We start from the raw sequence: 16,613 nt of genomic DNA, 5'->3' as shown, positions 1-16,613 counted from the left end.
CGCTTGGAGCAGCCCTTTTTGTATCGCTTAAGCTGATACTATTCTACAATTTCGAAATTGGAGTATACATCCTGAACATCGTCATTGTCTTCAAAAGCATCCATCATCTTAAGCAGCTTGTCTGCATTCTCGCCTTCGACTTTAACAATCGTTTGCGGAAGCCAGCGAACGCCAGCATTTACGAAGGTATATCCTTCCTTTTCAAGCGCATTTTTCACCTGCTCGAACTCATGCGGATGCGTCAAAATCTCAAAGCTGTCGTCATTGACGATAACGTCCTCAGCTCCCGCTTCAAGTGATACCATCATCATCGTATCCTCGTCTGTCTCATGCGCTTCACGGTCAACAACGAGCAATCCTTTATGATCGAACATATAACCTACGCAGCCGCTCTCACCCATATTGCCGCCACGTTTGTTGAACGCAGAACGAACGTCCGCTGCCGTACGATTCCGATTATCCGTCAAACATTTAACCATAATAGCTACACCGCCTGGGCCATAACCTTCATACATAATATCATCGTATTCGACGCCATCTCCAGCACCAGCAGCTTTCTTGATCGCCCGCTCGATATTATCGTTTGGCATTTGCTCCGCTCTTGCGTTCGCAATCGCTGTTTTCAAACCAAAGTTTGCGTCTGGGTTTGGTCCGCCTCTGCGAGCTTGTACGTAAATTTCACGTCCGAGCTTGACGAACTTGTTATTTTTAGCCTGATCGGCCTTTCCTTTACGGTCTTTGAACAATTTAAATTTCATTATGCTCGCTCCCCTGACAAAGTTTCCATGCAACAGTTTATCACTGCAAACAGGTCTTGGTCAATGAAAGCAAGCGCAAACGGCGGTTATTCCAAGTCATCTTTTTATAAAATTATGGCTTAGATATCCTTTATTGTTGATGATGGTTTAATGGTCCAGCTTTAAAATGTATAAAAAATACTTTGATTATTTATAAAAGGCAGACAGTATGTTTTACAAAAGATTGGCATGCGCTCCCTCATCCAGTTATGTCTCTCTTCATTGTCCAGATGAAAAGCGTAATAACCAAGGATGGATAGCAGCATAAACCCTTCTATCCGCCTCATATCCTGTACCGAAAATGGTGCTGTTTTGCTCGTATAACCTGCTATAAAATGATCACGTTCATCTGTTTTTAAGCTAAGGACACATCCAGCGACATCATAAAGATAATAACCAAAGCCAAACAAACAGAAATCAATTAGAGCAAGCCCATCCTCCGTTACGAGAAGATTGCCTTTGTTAATATCCGCATGAATGATACCCCATGTACTGGTTGCCATAGAGTAAGCCTCTAAACTTGAGTTAAGCGATTCAAAAAAATGGTTTAACGTGTTCATATCTTCGGCCGAAAAAATACCCATGGATACGCCTAGCGCTAACCTTTTCAACATCAACTCATTTTGCGCAATGCCGGCATATGCTGGTCGAACATTGCTCATTCCCATGTCTGCGCCTCTGCTGAATTGATGAAGGTTAGCCACTTGTTCCCCAAAATGAATAATATGTTCCTTCGGGATCGTCTCATTCTGTTGCATGTCCCTGCCTTCAATCCATTTCAGAAGTGTGCAATGAATGACTTCTCCATCTACAGTCACCAAAGTGACCCAATCACCCATTTTGTTACGCACCGGAGTCTGTACCCTTAAATCTGAGTCTATTCTCTCTTGCACTTGCTGCAATAATAACATCTCAGCCTTGAGACCTTCATAGGTATGCTGTAAACCACTCATATTGGAAATCACAGCTTTATGTATTCTTAATAGATATGATATTCCATTTGTTTTATCGATCACTTTATAGGTCAAGTTTTCGTTATGCCGAATAAATGCGATGGATGGATCATGAATGGAGTAATCGTTTAAAATCCCACCAATTATTTTATCGTCCAACTACTTCCCCTCCAATACAGGTTACTTAATTTGGGAATTTTTAATTAATATAACATAGAACAATTATAAAAAAAGGACTCCCTGTTTCCAGGGAGCCCTCTCCAATCGTCCATTCGCACATTTTACTATAGTTTAATGACGTTGGCCGCTTGAGCACCGCGGTTACCTTCAGTAATGTCGAATTCAACCGCTTGCCCTTCATCCAAAGATTTGAAGCCATCGCTTTGAATCGCTGAGAAATGCACGAATACGTCTTCTCCGCCCTCTGTTTGGATAAAGCCGTAGCCTTTCTCTGCATTAAACCATTTAACTGTTCCTTTCAATTGAACAACCTCCTAAATATGACCGCCGTTTTTTGAACGTGCGAGTAAAATTATTATAGCTATCCCATTTTGAAAAAGCAATTAAAGTAAAATTTTCAAATATTGACTAGATCCAGGGATAAACGGAAGATTTGAGTTTCCTAGTTCTGCACGTCCTCCGTTAGCGGCTATCATCTCAATTAGGTTATCGAGTTCAGTGTATGGCTCCCAGTTAAGTGAAATAAGCGGATAAATTCGAATTTGGCCGCCAGGCTTACCTATACGCATCAGCTCTAAAATAGCCTGTGAATGAAATTCATGCCCAAATTGGCTCGCATACAAAAACATAAAATGACTGCACAAAATGAGTGAAAAACGATTATCCTTGAAAGGCAGCTCTGGAAGCTTGCCATCTATATAGATTTGTTTATTCTCGTTTCTTAATACATCAGCTTTAAATCGTTCAATTGACGCTTCGCGGCCAGCTCGATGATTCTCAACCGATCCATAATAGCTCCAGTCGAAAAGCTCCTGAATCTTAGCAATTTTAGCTGTCGATGTCTCAATTTCCTCAGCAGCCTCAGAAATCCATTTCTCAATCCCTGCTCCGTAACGTGGATCAACAGCTTTCGCTGAAAAACCTCTATCGTTTACTTCTGCCGTGAAGGACGATCCTCCGGCTGCAACATCGAGAATTTCTCCAGTAGCTAGATCCTCCGGCTGCAAATCAAACATCCTTAAATACTCTTCGTAGCTTCTGCATGTCATAGCGACACCCATTTGTTCATAGCCCTGTTTACTCATTCCTACACTCTCCTCAGCTCGTCTCATCTCATCTTTTCTCGTTACAGCCATAGCTTCTTCTTGCAGTGTCGTATTGATTACCGCCGCCATAATGGCTATGATGATAAGAATACCATAATTAACTACTATAAGGGTGGAATTACGAATGTTTAAGAAACACGAAATTTACAAGACCGACAAATACAATATGTTGACGGTTGAAGTTCAAGGCAAAACACTTATTGTTCGCGAAATTTCTGATCAATGGGGCGAGGACACGCATACTTTTATTAGCCGCCCAGAAATGCTTCATTGGGCACAGAACCGGTTTCGCGCAGCCGACTTTGTTGGACGCGAAGAAGAGCTTGCATCCATTATGAGTGCATTAAAGGAAGTATAAGCAACACATTTCTAACCAACCAGCAGGATATTTTACACGCCGCGGCGAACATATCGTTACGCATTTGTGCATAGGTACAATTAGAATGCTGCCTTTTGAGGCCAGCCTACAATCAGGAGGACTTACCTTCAAATGGATGCTACCGCTTCAGTTATTTTCATTATTGCAGCCTTCGCGCTAGGAGCAATCGTTATCATGAAACGAGATACCTTGCCCCCTGGTATGCGCCGAGGTCTTGCACTTGTATCCATTGGATTTATTGCATTTGCGTTTTTTCTAATCGTATATGCTTTTTTCACAATGGGTACAACTTAGCCAGCAGACTGCTGAATATTCGATATCCCGTACGGACATAGTAGAAACAAACTGTGTCCCGAGGTGATAACTGGATGAAATGGCTTCCCCTGCTGCTTGTTTTAAGCCTCGTGCCGGGTGCTTCCGCTACTAATGATGCAGCGGCACATGCCGAGCATGCTTTACCAACCTTATCCATACCAAGGAGGAATTCGATGAATCACGTACCTAAACGTTCAGAATCCGCACCTGAGACCCGCTGGAAGCTAGAGGATATTTTCCCAAGCCAAGCGGCATGGGACAAGGAATATGCAGAAGCAAAAGGATTAATCAAAAAAATATCTGAATACCAAGGCAAATTAGCCGATGTCGCCCAGCTTAAAGCTTGCTTCGAGCTTGAAGATGAACTGTCGATGCATGTTGAACGGCTTTATGTATATGCAAATATGAAGCATCACGAGGATACGGCAGAACCTACATACCAGGCTCTGTCCGATAAATCCAAAAAACTAAGTGTTGAATCAGGCGAAGCGTTGTCATTCATCACACCAGAAGTACTCAGTCTATCCGATGAGAAGCTGGAGGAATTGATATCGAACGAATCTGTAGCAATATTCCGCCATACTCTCGAGGAAATGCGTCGCCAGAAAGCACACATTTTATCAAAAGACGAGGAAGCGCTGCTTGCTCAAGTAGGCAACATGAGCTCCGCATCCGGTACGATCTTCAGCATGCTGAACAATGCAGACCTCAAATTCCCTAAAGTAAAAAACGAAAACGGCGAATTGGTTGAGCTCACTCACGGCAGTTACATACAGTTTCTTGAAAGCAAAAATCAAGATGTGCGCCGCGAGGCGTTTAAAGCAGTGTACGAAACGTATGGCAAGCTTAAAAACACACTTGCTACTACATTGACTGCAAATGTTACAAAAAACAGCTTTTATGCCAAAGCTCGCAAATATGATTCTGTGCTCGATATGTCCCTTTATGGAGATAACATCCCGCAGGAAGTATATACGAACCTAATCAACACCATTCATAAGCATCTTCCGCTGATGCACCGTTATATGGAGCTTCGCAAAAAGCTGCTAGGTTTGGATGAGCTGCATATGTACGACTTGTTCGCTCCACTCGTCGACGAGTTCAAGATGGACATTACGTATGAAGAAGCCAAAAAAACAGTAAGCGAAAGCTTGAAGCCTTTGGGCGAAGATTATTTGAAGGTGCTGCAAGAGGGCTTCGATAATGGCTGGATCGATGTTTACGAGAATGAAGGCAAACGCAGCGGTGCTTACAGCTGGGGCGCATTCGGAACGCATCCGTATGTATTGCTCAATCATAAAGACAACTTGAACAGCATGTTCACTTTGACGCACGAAATGGGGCATGCACTGCATTCCCACTATTCGGACACGAATCAGAACTACCGCGATGCGCAATATACGATTTTCCTAGCTGAGGTTGCTTCTACGCTAAATGAAGCGCTGCTGATGGATCATCTCCTCGGCAAATCGACTGATCCAAAAGAAAAAATGTATTTGCTCACGTATTATGCGGATCAGTTCCGTACAACCGTATTCCGTCAAACGATGTTTGCAGAGTTCGAGAAAATCATACATGAGCGTACAGAGCAAGGCGATTCGCTAACGCCGCAAGAGCTCAGCAAAATCTATTATGATCTTAACGTTCAATACTACGGCACAGGTATGGTCGTTGATAAGGATATCGAAATAGAATGGGCTCGTATCCCCCATTTCTATAACAGCTTCTACGTGTACAAATATGCAACTGGCTTCTCTGCTGCAACCAGCTTCTCCAAGCAAATTTTGGAGGAAGGCGAGCCTGCGGTTGAGCGTTACCTTGGCTTCCTAAAAAGCGGCGGCAAAGACTTCTCGATTAACATTTTGAAAAAAGCGGGCGTCGATATGTCTTCACCTGAGCCAATTGAACAAGCAATGAGCGTCTTCGAAGAGCTTATTGGACAGATGGAGCAGTTAACGAAGTAACGCAAACAGAACAATAAAAATGTAAAGACCGTCAAGCTCACACTTGACGGTCTTTTGTTGTTCATTTAGAAGAAATTGATCGATTAATTATGGGGCTAGCATTATATTCTTGAAATAATTTGTGAATAGTCTCAAAATAATTCCATGAATCATAATATCTAAATCATCCATATCAAAATCTTCGATAATTCATTCCTAGACTAGTCTTTCCTTGGCATTCACATAGGACATTTTTTGTTAATTGAATTCACCAAAAGATTCCTTAGCGATGCTAAGAAATCTTTTGGATGTTCTATTAGAATTACTTTTTACGTATCACTGAAGTTGATATATACTGTTCTTTCAAACATAGTTTTGCAATATAGAATAGTTGTCCCATATGCTCAGAATAATGGGCAGCGCATTGATGCAGCATATCCAGATTCGTTCTTTCCCGATTTCTAACCATTTGTGTTTGTTCCAATGTCTCGTCCGTAATCATTTGAATCGTATTGATGACCAGCTGCAACCTATCTTGAATGATGGTTTGTAACTCTGCCTTCTTAACGTATGTAGGTTTAAACTCATTCTCACGGCTTCTATCGCTATCTTCACGTAAAATACCTTTAACGATTCTTTCTTCGATATTGCCATCCATGTGAATAATCAACATCGAAATGCTGTGACTTGATTGATCAGGCTGCCAATTTAGCTGTTCATCATCAAGTTGATCAACCGCTTTAAGTATTCTTCTTCGGATTTCCTTAAACTTTATAGTTAACCATTCTCGATTGAAATTGTAATCCACTATAGTCCCTCCCTGTGTAATGAAAGATTTATTTTTTACATATTTTTTAAAAATTTAAGTAACAATTATAGGATAACAATAACATAAATTCCCGGTAACATTCGGGGTTTTTGACTACGGCTTATGGATACTTTACTCTATAAGCACGTATGTGTGCTTACAAGTAAATAGATTGGTTACTTTAACGCTGTAAGAGCTTATGTGTGCTTATAGCACGGGTATGAGCTTGTTCGTGCGTCGATTTCACTCTGTAAGCACGTATTTGTTCTTACAGGGAGGTAGATGGGTTACTTTTAACGCTGTAAGAGCGTATGTGTGCTTATAGCACGGGTATGTGCTTGTTCGTACGTCGATTCCTCTCTGTAAGCACGTATATGTTCTTACAGAGAGATAGATGGGTTACTTTTAACGCTGTAAGAGCGTATGTGTGCTTATAGCACGAGTATTTGCTTGTGCGTACGTCGATTTCACACTGTAAGCACGTATATGTTCTTACAGAGAGGTAGATTGGTTACTTTTAACGCTGTAAGAGCGTATGTGTGCTTATAGCACGGGTATTTGCTTGTTCGTGCGTCAATTTCACTCTGTAAGCACGTATATGTTCTTACAGAGAGGTAGATGGATTACTTTTAATGCTTTAAGAGCGTATGTGTGCTTATAGCACGGGTATGTGCTTGTTCGTATGTCGATTTCACTCTGTAAGCACGTATGTGTTCTTACAGAGAGGTAGATGGGTTACTTTTAACACTGTAAGAGCGTATGTGTGCTTATAGCACGGGTATTTGCTTGTTCGTACGTCGACTTCAATCTGTAAGCACGTATATGTTCTTACAAGTAGGTAGATGGGGTACTTTTAACACTGTAAGAGCGTATATGTGCTTATTGGTTGGTTTTGCGGTTGTTCGAGTGAAATGACATTTTTGCTGCACTTATTTCACAGTGCAGCAAAAAAAGAAAAAAAGACTGCTCAGGTGAATTTCTTCATCCTGAACAGTCTTTTTTATCGGCTAATCGCATCGGTCATAGAAAAATATGACCGATACCCCATGCTAGCGCGCCTGCGAACAACGACGACAGAAGGTTCACTCTGTCGTTATTCAGCCAGGCGAAGCCGCGCACTTGATCCGCCGCGCTGCCGCAATGCGCGGCGCGCTCGATCTCGCTGCCGCATACCCGGCAGCGATACATGGCCTGGCCGGTTGCGCCGAGCAAAGAGTCGGCGAAGGCACCGGCCAGGCCGGCGGCGGCCGCTGCGGCGATGTATACCGCCGCTGCGGCTCCGCCGCCAAGCGTACCCGCAGCAGCCTCTGCTGGCTGCGGGGCCGCAAGCAGCAGCACGGCAACGGCGCCGATGAACACGGCGCCTGCGAGCGCTGCTGCACTGCCGAGCGGCGTGACACCGCCGCTCGTTCCAGGAGCGACCAGCTTGCCGCTCGTCACCGATCGCGGCGCTATCTTGCTTAGGGCCCCAATTTCAGTGGCCCATGTATCCGCGTTTACGGCAGCCATTACGCCGATGTACGCGAATAGCCAACCCTGATCTGGCCATATTGCATTAGCAGCGCATAGTAGGAGGCCAACACCGCCGTTTGCCCACACTTGCCCAGCATCACGGCGCCCTGTCTTCTCATATTTTGCTTCGGCAGCTTCCTTCGCTCGGTGCTTTCTCTTCCACTTGGACCATACACTCGAAGAAACAAAAAAACCAATCAATAATCCGAACCAGACGGGTTCCCCAAGTGTTACGAAACCTGTTCCCATTATGATCGCAGAGCATGCGCCTGATGCAGACAACGAACGAACGTGATAGGCTGCTGCGGCAATAAAGCAGCTTCCTACTAAACCGATAATGAGACGCAACCACCATTCATCTATCCATCCTACCATCTAGTGAGCGACCTCCTGCTTATGCAAGAACCGAAATAAAAACTTGATTCCTTATTCATTGTTCTCAGCCCGCAGCTCATGCCAGCGTTCTGGGTAATTTGTGCATATTAATAATTCCGGATCAAGTGCAGCAATTTTACGAATCGCACGTTTCTCATTGATCGTCCAAGCCATAATTTGAATGCCTGCATTTTTCAAAAGCTCGACTCTTTCCTTGTTCAACTTGGAATAGCTGATCGATAAAAAATCAGCGCCGAGCTCCATTAGCTCCTTCGGCAGCGAATTGCGCCAGCCATCTATAATAAGACCCGTGCGAATTTGGCTGGAAAGCCGCTTCATTCGATATAATGTTCCTTCATGGAAGGAAGTGATGACCACTTCATTCTCCGCTTGATAAGCCTGTATACAATCGAGCACCTTCTGCTCGATCAACGGATAACGGATACCATCCGTCTTCAATTCAATGTTAAGCTTACAGTGGCCGACAGCTTCTTTAAGCACCTGAGCAAGAGTCGGAATTTGCTCTCCTTGATACTTTTGTGAAAACCAATTTCCCGCGTCCAGCTCAGCGAGCTCAGCAGCCGTCTTTTTTTTCACATCGCCTTTTCCATCCGTCGTTCTACGCAACGTATAATCATGGATTACCATCGGTACATGATCCTTTGAAAGATGAACATCAATTTCAATCCATTCGATATCTGGATCAGCGAGCGCCAATCGTATTGCTGCCATCGTATTTTCCGGCGCGCGGCTAGACCAGCCTCGGTGCGCTACGCACGGATTTTTCATTAAACGATCATCCTCTCACTCGGCTCATTGTACTGGTGTAATTCGTCCATCCTCATTCAGCTTTACGCCAAAGGAGACCGACGTCAGCCGATCGAGTAACGCTTTTGCTTTTTCTCCCTCTAATGGAGTCGGCTGCGCATTGACTGTAAACATCGGATGAAACGTCATCTCACAATCCCCGTTTTTTGAGCATATAGCGTCAAGTACACCTGTCTCGCCCGCTGTCTCCTTAGGATATGAGGTAAAAATAAAGTTTCCTAAACTGTATGCAATCCATTTGCCTTTATACATTTCAAAGCCTTGCATCACATGTGGATGACTCCCGATCACAAGATCCGCTCCAGCATCGATATATTGTTTGCCAAAATCCTTCTGATAAGGCTCTGGCTGATCCACTCGTTCTTTGCCCCAGTGCACCATCACAACTACGATGTCTGCTTCCTTCTTTGCTTTCGCAATCGCTTCTGTCGCGCGCCTTGTATCGTAGGTTTCTGCTAATCCTGGTACATTTTTATCCGCTTTCCATGAAGAGAACGGCACCACTCTGCTCAGGCCAATATACGCTACTTTAATACCTCGAACCTCTTTGATAACTGGGGTAAACGCCTCTTTATCATTATTCCCCGCACCCATATGCGACAAGCCCGCTTCATCCAAATATTTCATGGTGTCGAGCATACCCTCAACGCCTTGATCAAGCGCATGATTATTCGCTAGGCTCATAACATCAAAGCCTGCATTGCGTATCGATGGAAGCACGTCCGGCGAACCTTTAAACACATAAGGTGTTCCCTCTACCGGGGTTCCCCGCTCCGTTACTGGAAATTCTAAATTTCCAGCCGTCAGATCCGGTTCGCTTAAGTAAAGCATAGAAGGTTGATAGAGATAGTCATAGCCCTCACGCGCAGTAATTGCACTCACATAATCAGAAACCAACAAATCTCCTACAAAGGAAAGGCTAATTTTCTCTTCCTCATTGCCTGCTGCGTCAGGCTCCAATACAGCAGAATTATCTTCTTCATCAGGAAGATTAGACCCTGTTTCTTTCCCTGACAAATCTACATCTTCCGTAAAATCCGGCTCTTTTCCTGAACCTTCATTACCAGTGTTAACAGCTTGATTTTGTCCTTTATTCTCACCGTTTGCGAAACTCAACAAACCCTTTAGTTTATCTGAATTTTCAGCAGCAAGCCAGACTCCGAACACGACTATAATGATGCCTAGCAGCGAGAAATTAACGATTAATAGTCTTCGAAGCCTCTTTTTACGTTTAAACTTGTCCTGCTGATGCGTTTCGGAACGTGATACGTGCATGGAAGATGGCTCCTCTTTAATAGATTAAAAGTCCATGAAAAGTTAGACTCTTCCATTATAGCAATGATCCATCTTCGCGGGGAGAACTATTATTGTTAACTTACTTTAATAGTTCCTTAGCAGCTTCCTTGCCCTGTCTGATGCAGTCCGGAAGACCTACCCCATCGAATGCTGCACCCGTTATCCAGACGCCTGGCAGCTCCCGTTCGAAGCGATCTCGAAGCTGCTTCATATTATCAACATGCCCTACGGGATATTGCGGCATTGAGCGAGGCAACCTCGTAATCTCAACAAACAACGGATTTGCCTTTATGCCCATCGTCTCTTCAATATCTCGCCGTACAACCTTAATAAGCTCCGCATCCGGAAGTTTGACGCTTTCTTCATAACCCGATCGTCCCACATAGCAGCGCAGGAGCACCTTATCATCAGGACTCGAATGCAGCCATTTATTTGACGTCCATGTGCAGGCCGTAATTTGCAAGCCTTCCGAGCGAGGCACAACGAATCCTGATCCGTCAAAATTCAGCCCAAACGTTGCTTTATCAAACGCCAGCACTACGTTCGCAACTGAAACATAATTAATCAACCGCAGCTCGCTAACTTCCGTCAAAGGCGCTAGCAGCTCTACCGCATTATATGCAGGTGCTGTCATCACGATTTGATCAGCCCACAGCCTCTCACCGCTATCGAGGACAACCTCATAACGAGCTCCCTCTGCCTCAATTGAAACCTCTTGATCGCTACCCGGTGCTTGATCCGCACAACGTTTAATTTCCAAAACCTTCGTACCAAGTCGTCTCTGCAACTTGCTCAAAGACTTATCAAGTGCATCAACGAGCGTAGACAAACCACCCTTAAACGTCAAAAAAGTTCCACCCTTTGCCACAGCCGGAAGTGCTCCTGCAGCAGCACTTACTTTACGGTTATGCTGCATGCCGCGAATAAGGCTGCCATGTTTGCGCTCTGACGCTGCAAATTGCGGAAAGGTCGCTTGTAGACTTAGCTTCTTCAAGTCACCTGCATAAATGCCTGCGAGCAGCGGCTCCGCAATGCGCCGCATGACTTGATTACCCACTCTACGCTCCAGAAATCCACCAAGCGATTCATCGCTTTGCTCCTTGCGTACTGGAATCACCAGATCCATTAATGCCCGCAGTTTACCGCCCCATGACAGCAAGCCTGTTTTCACGAAAGGTCCAATTTCGGTCGGTACCCCCAGCACCAGGCCCGCCGGCATCGGAAACAGCTTTCTCTGATGCAAAATATATGTTTTTTTCGCTCCCGGATTTGTTGTTGTAAGCTCGTCCGCTAGGCCAAGCTCCTCCGCAAGGTCAATAATAGCAAGCTTGCGCGCCAAAAATGAATCCGGTCCTTTCTCGATGACGAACCCGTCACGCTGCAGCGTATTAATTTTTCCGCCTAAGGCAGGAGCCCCATCTACAATGGTCATTTCAAGCTCTCTGCCTTGCCGCTCCGCTTCCCGCTGCAAATAAAAAGCGGAGCTCAGTCCGCTGATCCCTCCGCCAATAATGACAATTCGATCAGGTTTTCCGATTCTCCGCATCTCATTCATTCCTTCCCTTGACTGTCCAAAGCCTCGATGACCGATTCTGCCAATGTTTCCATATATAAAGGATCACGATTCAGCATCGCAATTCTATCCAAAGTCATATTCAGTTCTTTCGCAGCAGCTTGTGCTTCGATATCAAGATCGTACAACACTTCCAAATGATCCGAGACGAAGCCAACTGGTGCAACAAGCACAGCTTTAACGCCCTCTTCTGCTAGTACAGGCAATGTTTCCAAAATATCAGGTCCGAGCCAAGGATCTCTCGTCCGGCCTGCGCTTTGCCAAGTAAACTGCCAATCCTTCACATTTGCTGCTTTCGCAACCGCTGCGGAAGTTTCAAGCAGCTGCTGCTCATATGGATCACCTAGCTCACGAATTTTTTCAGGCAAGCTATGTGCGCTAAATAGTACTTTCACATTTTCTTCGCCATCCGTAGCAGTGGCCAAGCGTTCTAATCCAGCGACAACCCGATCAGTAAGCGCTTTTAGCAGCTTCGGATGCATATGATATTGCTTTACGAAAGTCATCGCGATACCTAGCTCTTTCGCCTTTTCCTCCGCACGCTTAATATAGCTGCCTACACTCATCGTCGAGAAATGTGGCGCAAGCACGATTCCTACCGCTTGGGTAATGCCGTCCTTCGCCATTTGCTCAACACCGTCTTCAATATACGGCTTTGCGTGCTTCAAGCCCTGATAACATGTGAACGAATGAGGTGCGAGCTGCTCTAGTTTATCCTGCAAACCGGCTACCTGACCGTTAGTATTTTCCCGCAGCGGGAAAACACCGCCTACGATCGCTTCATAACGACCCTTCAGCTCGGCAAGCAGCTCAGGTGTTGGCGCATTGCCGCGGCGTATATGCGTATAATAAGTTTCGACATCATCCATCGACTCCGGCGTTCCGTAGGACATTACAAGAACGCCTATTTGTTTCGCTTTATGCTCAGACATGACTAGTCTCCTTATGGCTGCGTGCAGCGATCGCCTTTTTGGAATACGATTGTACGAATGCAGTTAACTGAGCCAGCTTCTCGAGAGATGCTTCAGGGAACAAACCGTGGCCAAGGTTGAAAATAAAGCCTGGCTCTTCTATTCCACTATCAATGATTTCTTTCGCATAGGACTCAATCACGCTAATTGGCGCTGTGAGAATTGTAGGATCTAGATTACCTTGCACCGCAAAACCTTGTTCCAGTCTACGACGACCTTCTGCAATCGAAATCCGCCAATCCAAACCGATGACATCTGTTTTTACATTTAACAGTTCCGGAAGCAGCTCCCCTGAGCTTACGCCTGGGAAATATATTTTCGGCTGCGGCAAGTCCGACAGCTCTGAGAAAATACGTTCGATAGTCGGCAATACGAATTTCCGGAAATCTGCTGGTGTCAACGCTCCTACCCAGCTGTCAAACAATTGAAAAGCTTTACCGCCTGCAGCGATATGCGCGCGCAAATAAGTAATGACCATGTCGCCAAGCTTGCGCATCAATTCATGCCATAGCTCCGGCTCACTGTACATCATTTCTTTCGTACGCAAATAGTTTTTGGAAGGTCTTCCTTCAATTAAATAGCTCGCGATAGTGAATGGTGCACCAGCGAACGTAATAAGCGGTACTTCTAGCTCGCGGTCTAGTATACGGATCGTTTCAATGACATGGCCTAGATCGCCTTCCACATCGATCGGCTTCAAGCGCTCAACGTCAGCCGCCGAACGGATCGGATTCGCGATTACAGGGCCAATGTTAGCAACGATATCAAAATCAATTCCGATAGATGCTACTGGATTCATAATGTCTGAATACAAAATAGCTGCATCAACACCCAGCTTGCGAATCGGCATCATTGTTACTTCAGCTGCAAGCTCTGGCTGTTTGCATATTTCAAGCAACGAATACTTCTCTTTTATTTTGCGATAATCAGGATCATATCTTCCCGCCTGTCGCATGTACCATACAGGTATTTGGTCTACTTGTTCCTTCAGGCAAGCCCGTATGAAACGGTCGTTATAAGACATTCCCGTTCCCCATTTCTATGTATTTTCCTATGCTTCCATTATGCCCTTTTTCCGCAAACCTAACAACCGCTGGCACTCCACTTCCTATGACAATAGTATGACAATCAGCTGCAGCTTGCATGAAGGACCTATGAAAAAAGATGGCTTCATTAATAAGAGCTGTAACACTCTAACTAAAAAGCCATCTTGTACTTATGACATTCTCTAGAATTAGGTTGATTGCTCCTGAGTTTTCTTCGTATCACTGACTTTACGGAAAACGTCTGCATATTGAGGGAATATGTACGTTTGAATATTCATTCGCAAGGAAAGAATCGCTTTATCTTTCGTAATAAAAGGATGCGAATATAAATCAGGATAATCCTTATTAATGGATTCTTTAGTTAATTCCGTCAAATTCCATTTTTGTAATGTAAACAACCGTTCATGCTTCTGCATATTGTCGATATAGAGCAATAAACTAGGAAGATGGCCAATGACAACCACTTCGAGGTTATTAGTAATGATATTTAGATTGGGCACAGCAGTCTCAGAGGTTTGTGGATTATTTTCATCCTCATTCGATTGCTTTACATAAGCTAGAGGTGCCATAGAGAGCAACGCTAACTCATTGAAAAAAATAAGGTTATCGGAATCAGCTCTCTTTACAGGTACACGGCTCGTTAATTGTTCTATTTCTTTTTTTGATATTTTCTCATCAGAGAATTCGTTTCTTACACTTTGCAGCATCAGTTTTTTCTGTTCTGACACTTGTTTAGTCTGACTCAAGTTCTCTAGCTCAGGTAATAGATAAACAAATAAAGATACTGCGTTCACCATTATTAATATAGCTATCCCAATTATAATATAGATCTGAAATTTAGTAAGCGACGGCTTGGCAACTTTTAATTTGATCTCCATGTTTATTGAGCTCCTTTATCCTTGTTTAGCTCAATGACTAACGTTAGCTTATACACTTCTTTTCTTTTCGTTTCTATGACCGTTTCGCCATTTGTACCAGAAGAAACAGCTTCAGCAGACGTTTGCTCGTCCGCTTTCTTATAGAAAGAAGATAATACAACGCCTTGAAGCTTATCATTATCTTCTAAGTCCTTCATATATTGAATTACCTCAGAAGCCTTCTCGAAATCGAGTTCCATACTTATTTTCAGATCATCACTAGCGGAAATCGTCACTATTTTTGTTGTTAACGGCAAATTCCCAATTATTGCTGCCAAATAAGACTTCCATTCCGTACGATTAAGCTCTAATTGGGCAATCATTTGCTCAGCTTGTTTATATCCATCCACCTTCACCTTCAAATCGCCATTATTACGAATATTGTCGGCTTCCTGCTCCGATCGTAAGCTATCCTGTTGATGTCCTCTAGCTTCCGCTTGCCAAGTCTTCGTATAGAAAAATTGAGCGCCTAACAAAATAATCATTAATAACAGCATCAGCGGCAGCAGCTTGGGGTTTTTGGAGTTTGATTTTTGCTTAGCAGGCAGTAAGTTTATAGATTTCATGTTTCCTTCCCCCTCAAAGCTAAACCAAGCGGCACGGCATACATTGGAACGCTCCAGCTGTTATCGTTTCCTGCTTCAGATATTAGATCCAAATTTAGCAACTCTACAGGCGGGGTTAGACTATCTTCCATTAAAGAAGCTAGCTTATCTAGTTGTAAAATATCACCTGAGACTAGTACTCGGCTGAATGTACGTTCACTCTTATTGATATTGTAGTAATAAAAATTCATTAACCGCTCCAGCTCTGATATTAAATCCTGTGCAGCATTCATGAAAAATTGCTCAGGGTTTGAGTAGTTATCCAGCCAAATATTTTGTTCAACATTGTTTTCTGTAACTAGTGATTTGAAGGATACCTCAACATTACGAGTAATTTTGAAATGTCCATCTTCAATAATAGTTATCTCACTGTTTAGCTCATTTACATTAACGATGATATTAATCCCTTCAGCTTCGATATGTCCCCATTCTACTAGCCGCAGTAGAGAGAATGACTTAATCTCAATGCTGCAAGGAATTAATTTCAGTTGCTCAAAGACATCCACGTAGTCCTGTAGTATGCTCGTTGGAGCAGCAACCACCAATACCTCGCACAAATTCGCTTCATCCGATGGAAGCTCTGCCTGAGAGTTAACTGCCTTCGGCAGCTTGATGAAATCGTAATAAGGATCGTCAAATGCCATACTCAAGTTATTTTTCACTTCGAACTGTATAAGCTTCTTAAGCTCAACATTTACGATATCAGGCAGCTTGAGACTTCTTACCATCACTCGTTGACTAGGAATGGCGAAATGAACGTATCGACTTCCAAAGCGTCTTGAGTCCAACACTATTTTCAATACAGCTTGCAGCTTTTCCTTATCAACGACCATTCCATCGTCTACAACACCCACTGGCAGCTCTCTTGAGGAGTAGTTCATTAATTGAACAGCCTTCTTGCCCTTTTGTTGAATCTCACAAACCTTAACATGGCTGTCTGTAATTTCAATACCAAGGGTTTGATGACCATTAGCTAGTTTTCTAAGTACAGACTGATTCATCTCTCATC

17 protein-coding genes are annotated in these 16,613 nt (G+C 43.9%); 3 read left to right on the top strand and 14 right to left on the bottom strand.

The annotated features are described in order from the left end of the window. Positions 1–38: 38 nt before the first annotated feature. The 4 genes from AC787_RS07195 to AC787_RS07180 form a co-directional block, all read right to left on the bottom strand. Positions 39–758, bottom strand: a complete 720-nt coding sequence (locus AC787_RS07195) for a YebC/PmpR family DNA-binding transcriptional regulator (protein ID WP_054024154.1) — start codon at positions 756–758, stop codon at positions 39–41. A 161-nt stretch (positions 759–919) separates the two neighbouring features. Then, positions 920–1,909: a phosphotransferase enzyme family protein gene (locus AC787_RS07190; RefSeq protein ID WP_054024153.1), complete on the bottom strand. Its 990-nt coding sequence runs from the start codon at positions 1,907–1,909 to the stop codon at positions 920–922. Positions 1,910–2,034: 125 nt separating this feature from the next. Then, complete coding sequence (locus AC787_RS07185; RefSeq protein WP_054024152.1) at positions 2,035–2,232, bottom strand: cold shock domain-containing protein; 198 nt, start codon at positions 2,230–2,232, stop codon at positions 2,035–2,037. An 81-nt stretch (positions 2,233–2,313) separates the two neighbouring features. Beyond that, positions 2,314–3,015, bottom strand: coding sequence for a methyltransferase domain-containing protein (locus AC787_RS07180; protein ID WP_152970596.1), 702 nt, complete (start codon positions 3,013–3,015; stop codon positions 2,314–2,316). Between the two features lie 145 nt (positions 3,016–3,160). On the opposite strand from AC787_RS07180, the gene AC787_RS07175 reads away from it, so the two are divergent. From AC787_RS07175 to pepF, 3 genes are all read left to right on the top strand, one after another. Next, positions 3,161–3,394, top strand: coding sequence for a hypothetical protein (locus AC787_RS07175; RefSeq protein ID WP_054024150.1), 234 nt, complete (start codon positions 3,161–3,163; stop codon positions 3,392–3,394). Positions 3,395–3,526: 132 nt separating this feature from the next. Then, positions 3,527–3,709 (top strand): hypothetical protein, encoded by a 183-nt coding sequence (locus AC787_RS07170; RefSeq protein ID WP_054024149.1) that lies wholly within the window; start codon positions 3,527–3,529, stop codon positions 3,707–3,709. A 194-nt stretch (positions 3,710–3,903) separates the two neighbouring features. Beyond that, the gene (gene pepF, locus AC787_RS07165; protein WP_054026951.1) at positions 3,904–5,694 is read left to right on the top strand and encodes an oligoendopeptidase F; all 1,791 of its coding nucleotides are present in this window, start codon (positions 3,904–3,906) and stop codon (positions 5,692–5,694) included. A gap of 301 nt (positions 5,695–5,995) precedes the next feature. On the opposite strand, the gene AC787_RS07160 is transcribed toward pepF, so the two are convergent. The 10 genes from AC787_RS07160 to pilM form a co-directional block, all read right to left on the bottom strand. Beyond that, on the bottom strand, positions 5,996–6,481 hold the full coding sequence (locus AC787_RS07160; protein ID WP_054024148.1) for a DinB family protein: 486 nt from the start codon (positions 6,479–6,481) through the stop codon (positions 5,996–5,998). A gap of 1,020 nt (positions 6,482–7,501) precedes the next feature. Further along, positions 7,502–8,368, bottom strand: coding sequence for a DUF92 domain-containing protein (locus AC787_RS07155; RefSeq protein WP_054024147.1), 867 nt, complete (start codon positions 8,366–8,368; stop codon positions 7,502–7,504). Between the two features lie 51 nt (positions 8,369–8,419). After that, complete coding sequence (locus AC787_RS07150) at positions 8,420–9,157, bottom strand: glycerophosphodiester phosphodiesterase (RefSeq protein WP_054024146.1); 738 nt, start codon at positions 9,155–9,157, stop codon at positions 8,420–8,422. Between the two features lie 24 nt (positions 9,158–9,181). Then, entirely contained in the window at positions 9,182–10,471 is a 1,290-nt protein-coding gene (locus AC787_RS07145) for a CapA family protein (RefSeq protein ID WP_054024145.1), read from the bottom strand. Between the two features lie 100 nt (positions 10,472–10,571). Continuing rightward, a complete protein-coding gene (gene hemG, locus AC787_RS07140) occupies positions 10,572–12,038 on the bottom strand; it encodes a protoporphyrinogen oxidase (RefSeq protein WP_054026950.1) in 1,467 nt (488 codons plus the stop codon). A gap of 5 nt (positions 12,039–12,043) precedes the next feature. Then, entirely contained in the window at positions 12,044–12,997 is a 954-nt protein-coding gene (hemH, locus tag AC787_RS07135) for a ferrochelatase (RefSeq protein ID WP_054024144.1), read from the bottom strand. Beyond that, the gene (gene hemE, locus AC787_RS07130; RefSeq protein ID WP_054024143.1) at positions 12,990–14,060 is read right to left on the bottom strand and encodes a uroporphyrinogen decarboxylase; all 1,071 of its coding nucleotides are present in this window, start codon (positions 14,058–14,060) and stop codon (positions 12,990–12,992) included. Before hemE ends, hemH begins: the two co-directional genes overlap by 8 nt. Positions 14,061–14,270: 210 nt before the next feature. Next, positions 14,271–14,960, bottom strand: coding sequence for a hypothetical protein (locus tag AC787_RS07125; RefSeq protein WP_054024142.1), 690 nt, complete (start codon positions 14,958–14,960; stop codon positions 14,271–14,273). 2 nt (positions 14,961–14,962) lie between these two features. Continuing rightward, on the bottom strand, positions 14,963–15,565 hold the full coding sequence (locus tag AC787_RS07120) for a hypothetical protein (RefSeq protein ID WP_054024141.1): 603 nt from the start codon (positions 15,563–15,565) through the stop codon (positions 14,963–14,965). Beyond that, positions 15,562–16,605 (bottom strand): type IV pilus biogenesis protein PilM, encoded by a 1,044-nt coding sequence (pilM, locus tag AC787_RS07115; protein WP_054024140.1) that lies wholly within the window; start codon positions 16,603–16,605, stop codon positions 15,562–15,564. The genes AC787_RS07120 and pilM overlap by 4 nt, the downstream gene beginning before the upstream one ends. Between the last annotated feature and the right edge of the window lie 8 nt (positions 16,606–16,613).

It is taken from the genome of Bacillus sp. FJAT-28004 (assembly GCF_001280845.1).
Lineage (GTDB): Bacteria > Bacillota > Bacilli > Paenibacillales > Paenibacillaceae > Pristimantibacillus.
This window is presented reverse-complemented; position numbering and strand designations above follow the sequence as displayed.

What these genes read in the sequence shown, in the direction of transcription:
- AC787_RS07195 (WP_054024154.1), bottom strand. Translation starts at nt 758, where the DNA reads ATGAAATTTAAATTGTTCAAAGACCGTAAAGGAAAGGCCGATCAGGCT.
- pilM (WP_054024140.1), bottom strand. Translation starts at nt 16,605, where the DNA reads ATGAATCAGTCTGTACTTAGAAAACTAGCTAATGGTCATCAAACCCTT.
- hemH (WP_054024144.1), bottom strand. Translation starts at nt 12,997, where the DNA reads ATGTCTGAGCATAAAGCGAAACAAATAGGCGTTCTTGTAATGTCCTAC.
- AC787_RS07125 (WP_054024142.1), bottom strand. Translation starts at nt 14,960, where the DNA reads ATGGAGATCAAATTAAAAGTTGCCAAGCCGTCGCTTACTAAATTTCAG.
- AC787_RS07175 (WP_054024150.1), top strand. Translation starts at nt 3,161, where the DNA reads ATGTTTAAGAAACACGAAATTTACAAGACCGACAAATACAATATGTTG.
- pepF (WP_054026951.1), top strand. Translation starts at nt 3,904, where the DNA reads ATGAATCACGTACCTAAACGTTCAGAATCCGCACCTGAGACCCGCTGG.
- AC787_RS07145 (WP_054024145.1), bottom strand. Translation starts at nt 10,471, where the DNA reads ATGCACGTATCACGTTCCGAAACGCATCAGCAGGACAAGTTTAAACGT.
- hemE (WP_054024143.1), bottom strand. Translation starts at nt 14,060, where the DNA reads ATGTCTTATAACGACCGTTTCATACGGGCTTGCCTGAAGGAACAAGTA.
- hemG (WP_054026950.1), bottom strand. Translation starts at nt 12,038, where the DNA reads ATGCGGAGAATCGGAAAACCTGATCGAATTGTCATTATTGGCGGAGGG.
- AC787_RS07120 (WP_054024141.1), bottom strand. Translation starts at nt 15,565, where the DNA reads ATGAAATCTATAAACTTACTGCCTGCTAAGCAAAAATCAAACTCCAAA.
- AC787_RS07155 (WP_054024147.1), bottom strand. Translation starts at nt 8,368, where the DNA reads ATGGTAGGATGGATAGATGAATGGTGGTTGCGTCTCATTATCGGTTTA.
- AC787_RS07150 (WP_054024146.1), bottom strand. Translation starts at nt 9,157, where the DNA reads ATGAAAAATCCGTGCGTAGCGCACCGAGGCTGGTCTAGCCGCGCGCCG.
- AC787_RS07170 (WP_054024149.1), top strand. Translation starts at nt 3,527, where the DNA reads ATGGATGCTACCGCTTCAGTTATTTTCATTATTGCAGCCTTCGCGCTA.
- AC787_RS07180 (WP_152970596.1), bottom strand. Translation starts at nt 3,015, where the DNA reads ATGAGTAAACAGGGCTATGAACAAATGGGTGTCGCTATGACATGCAGA.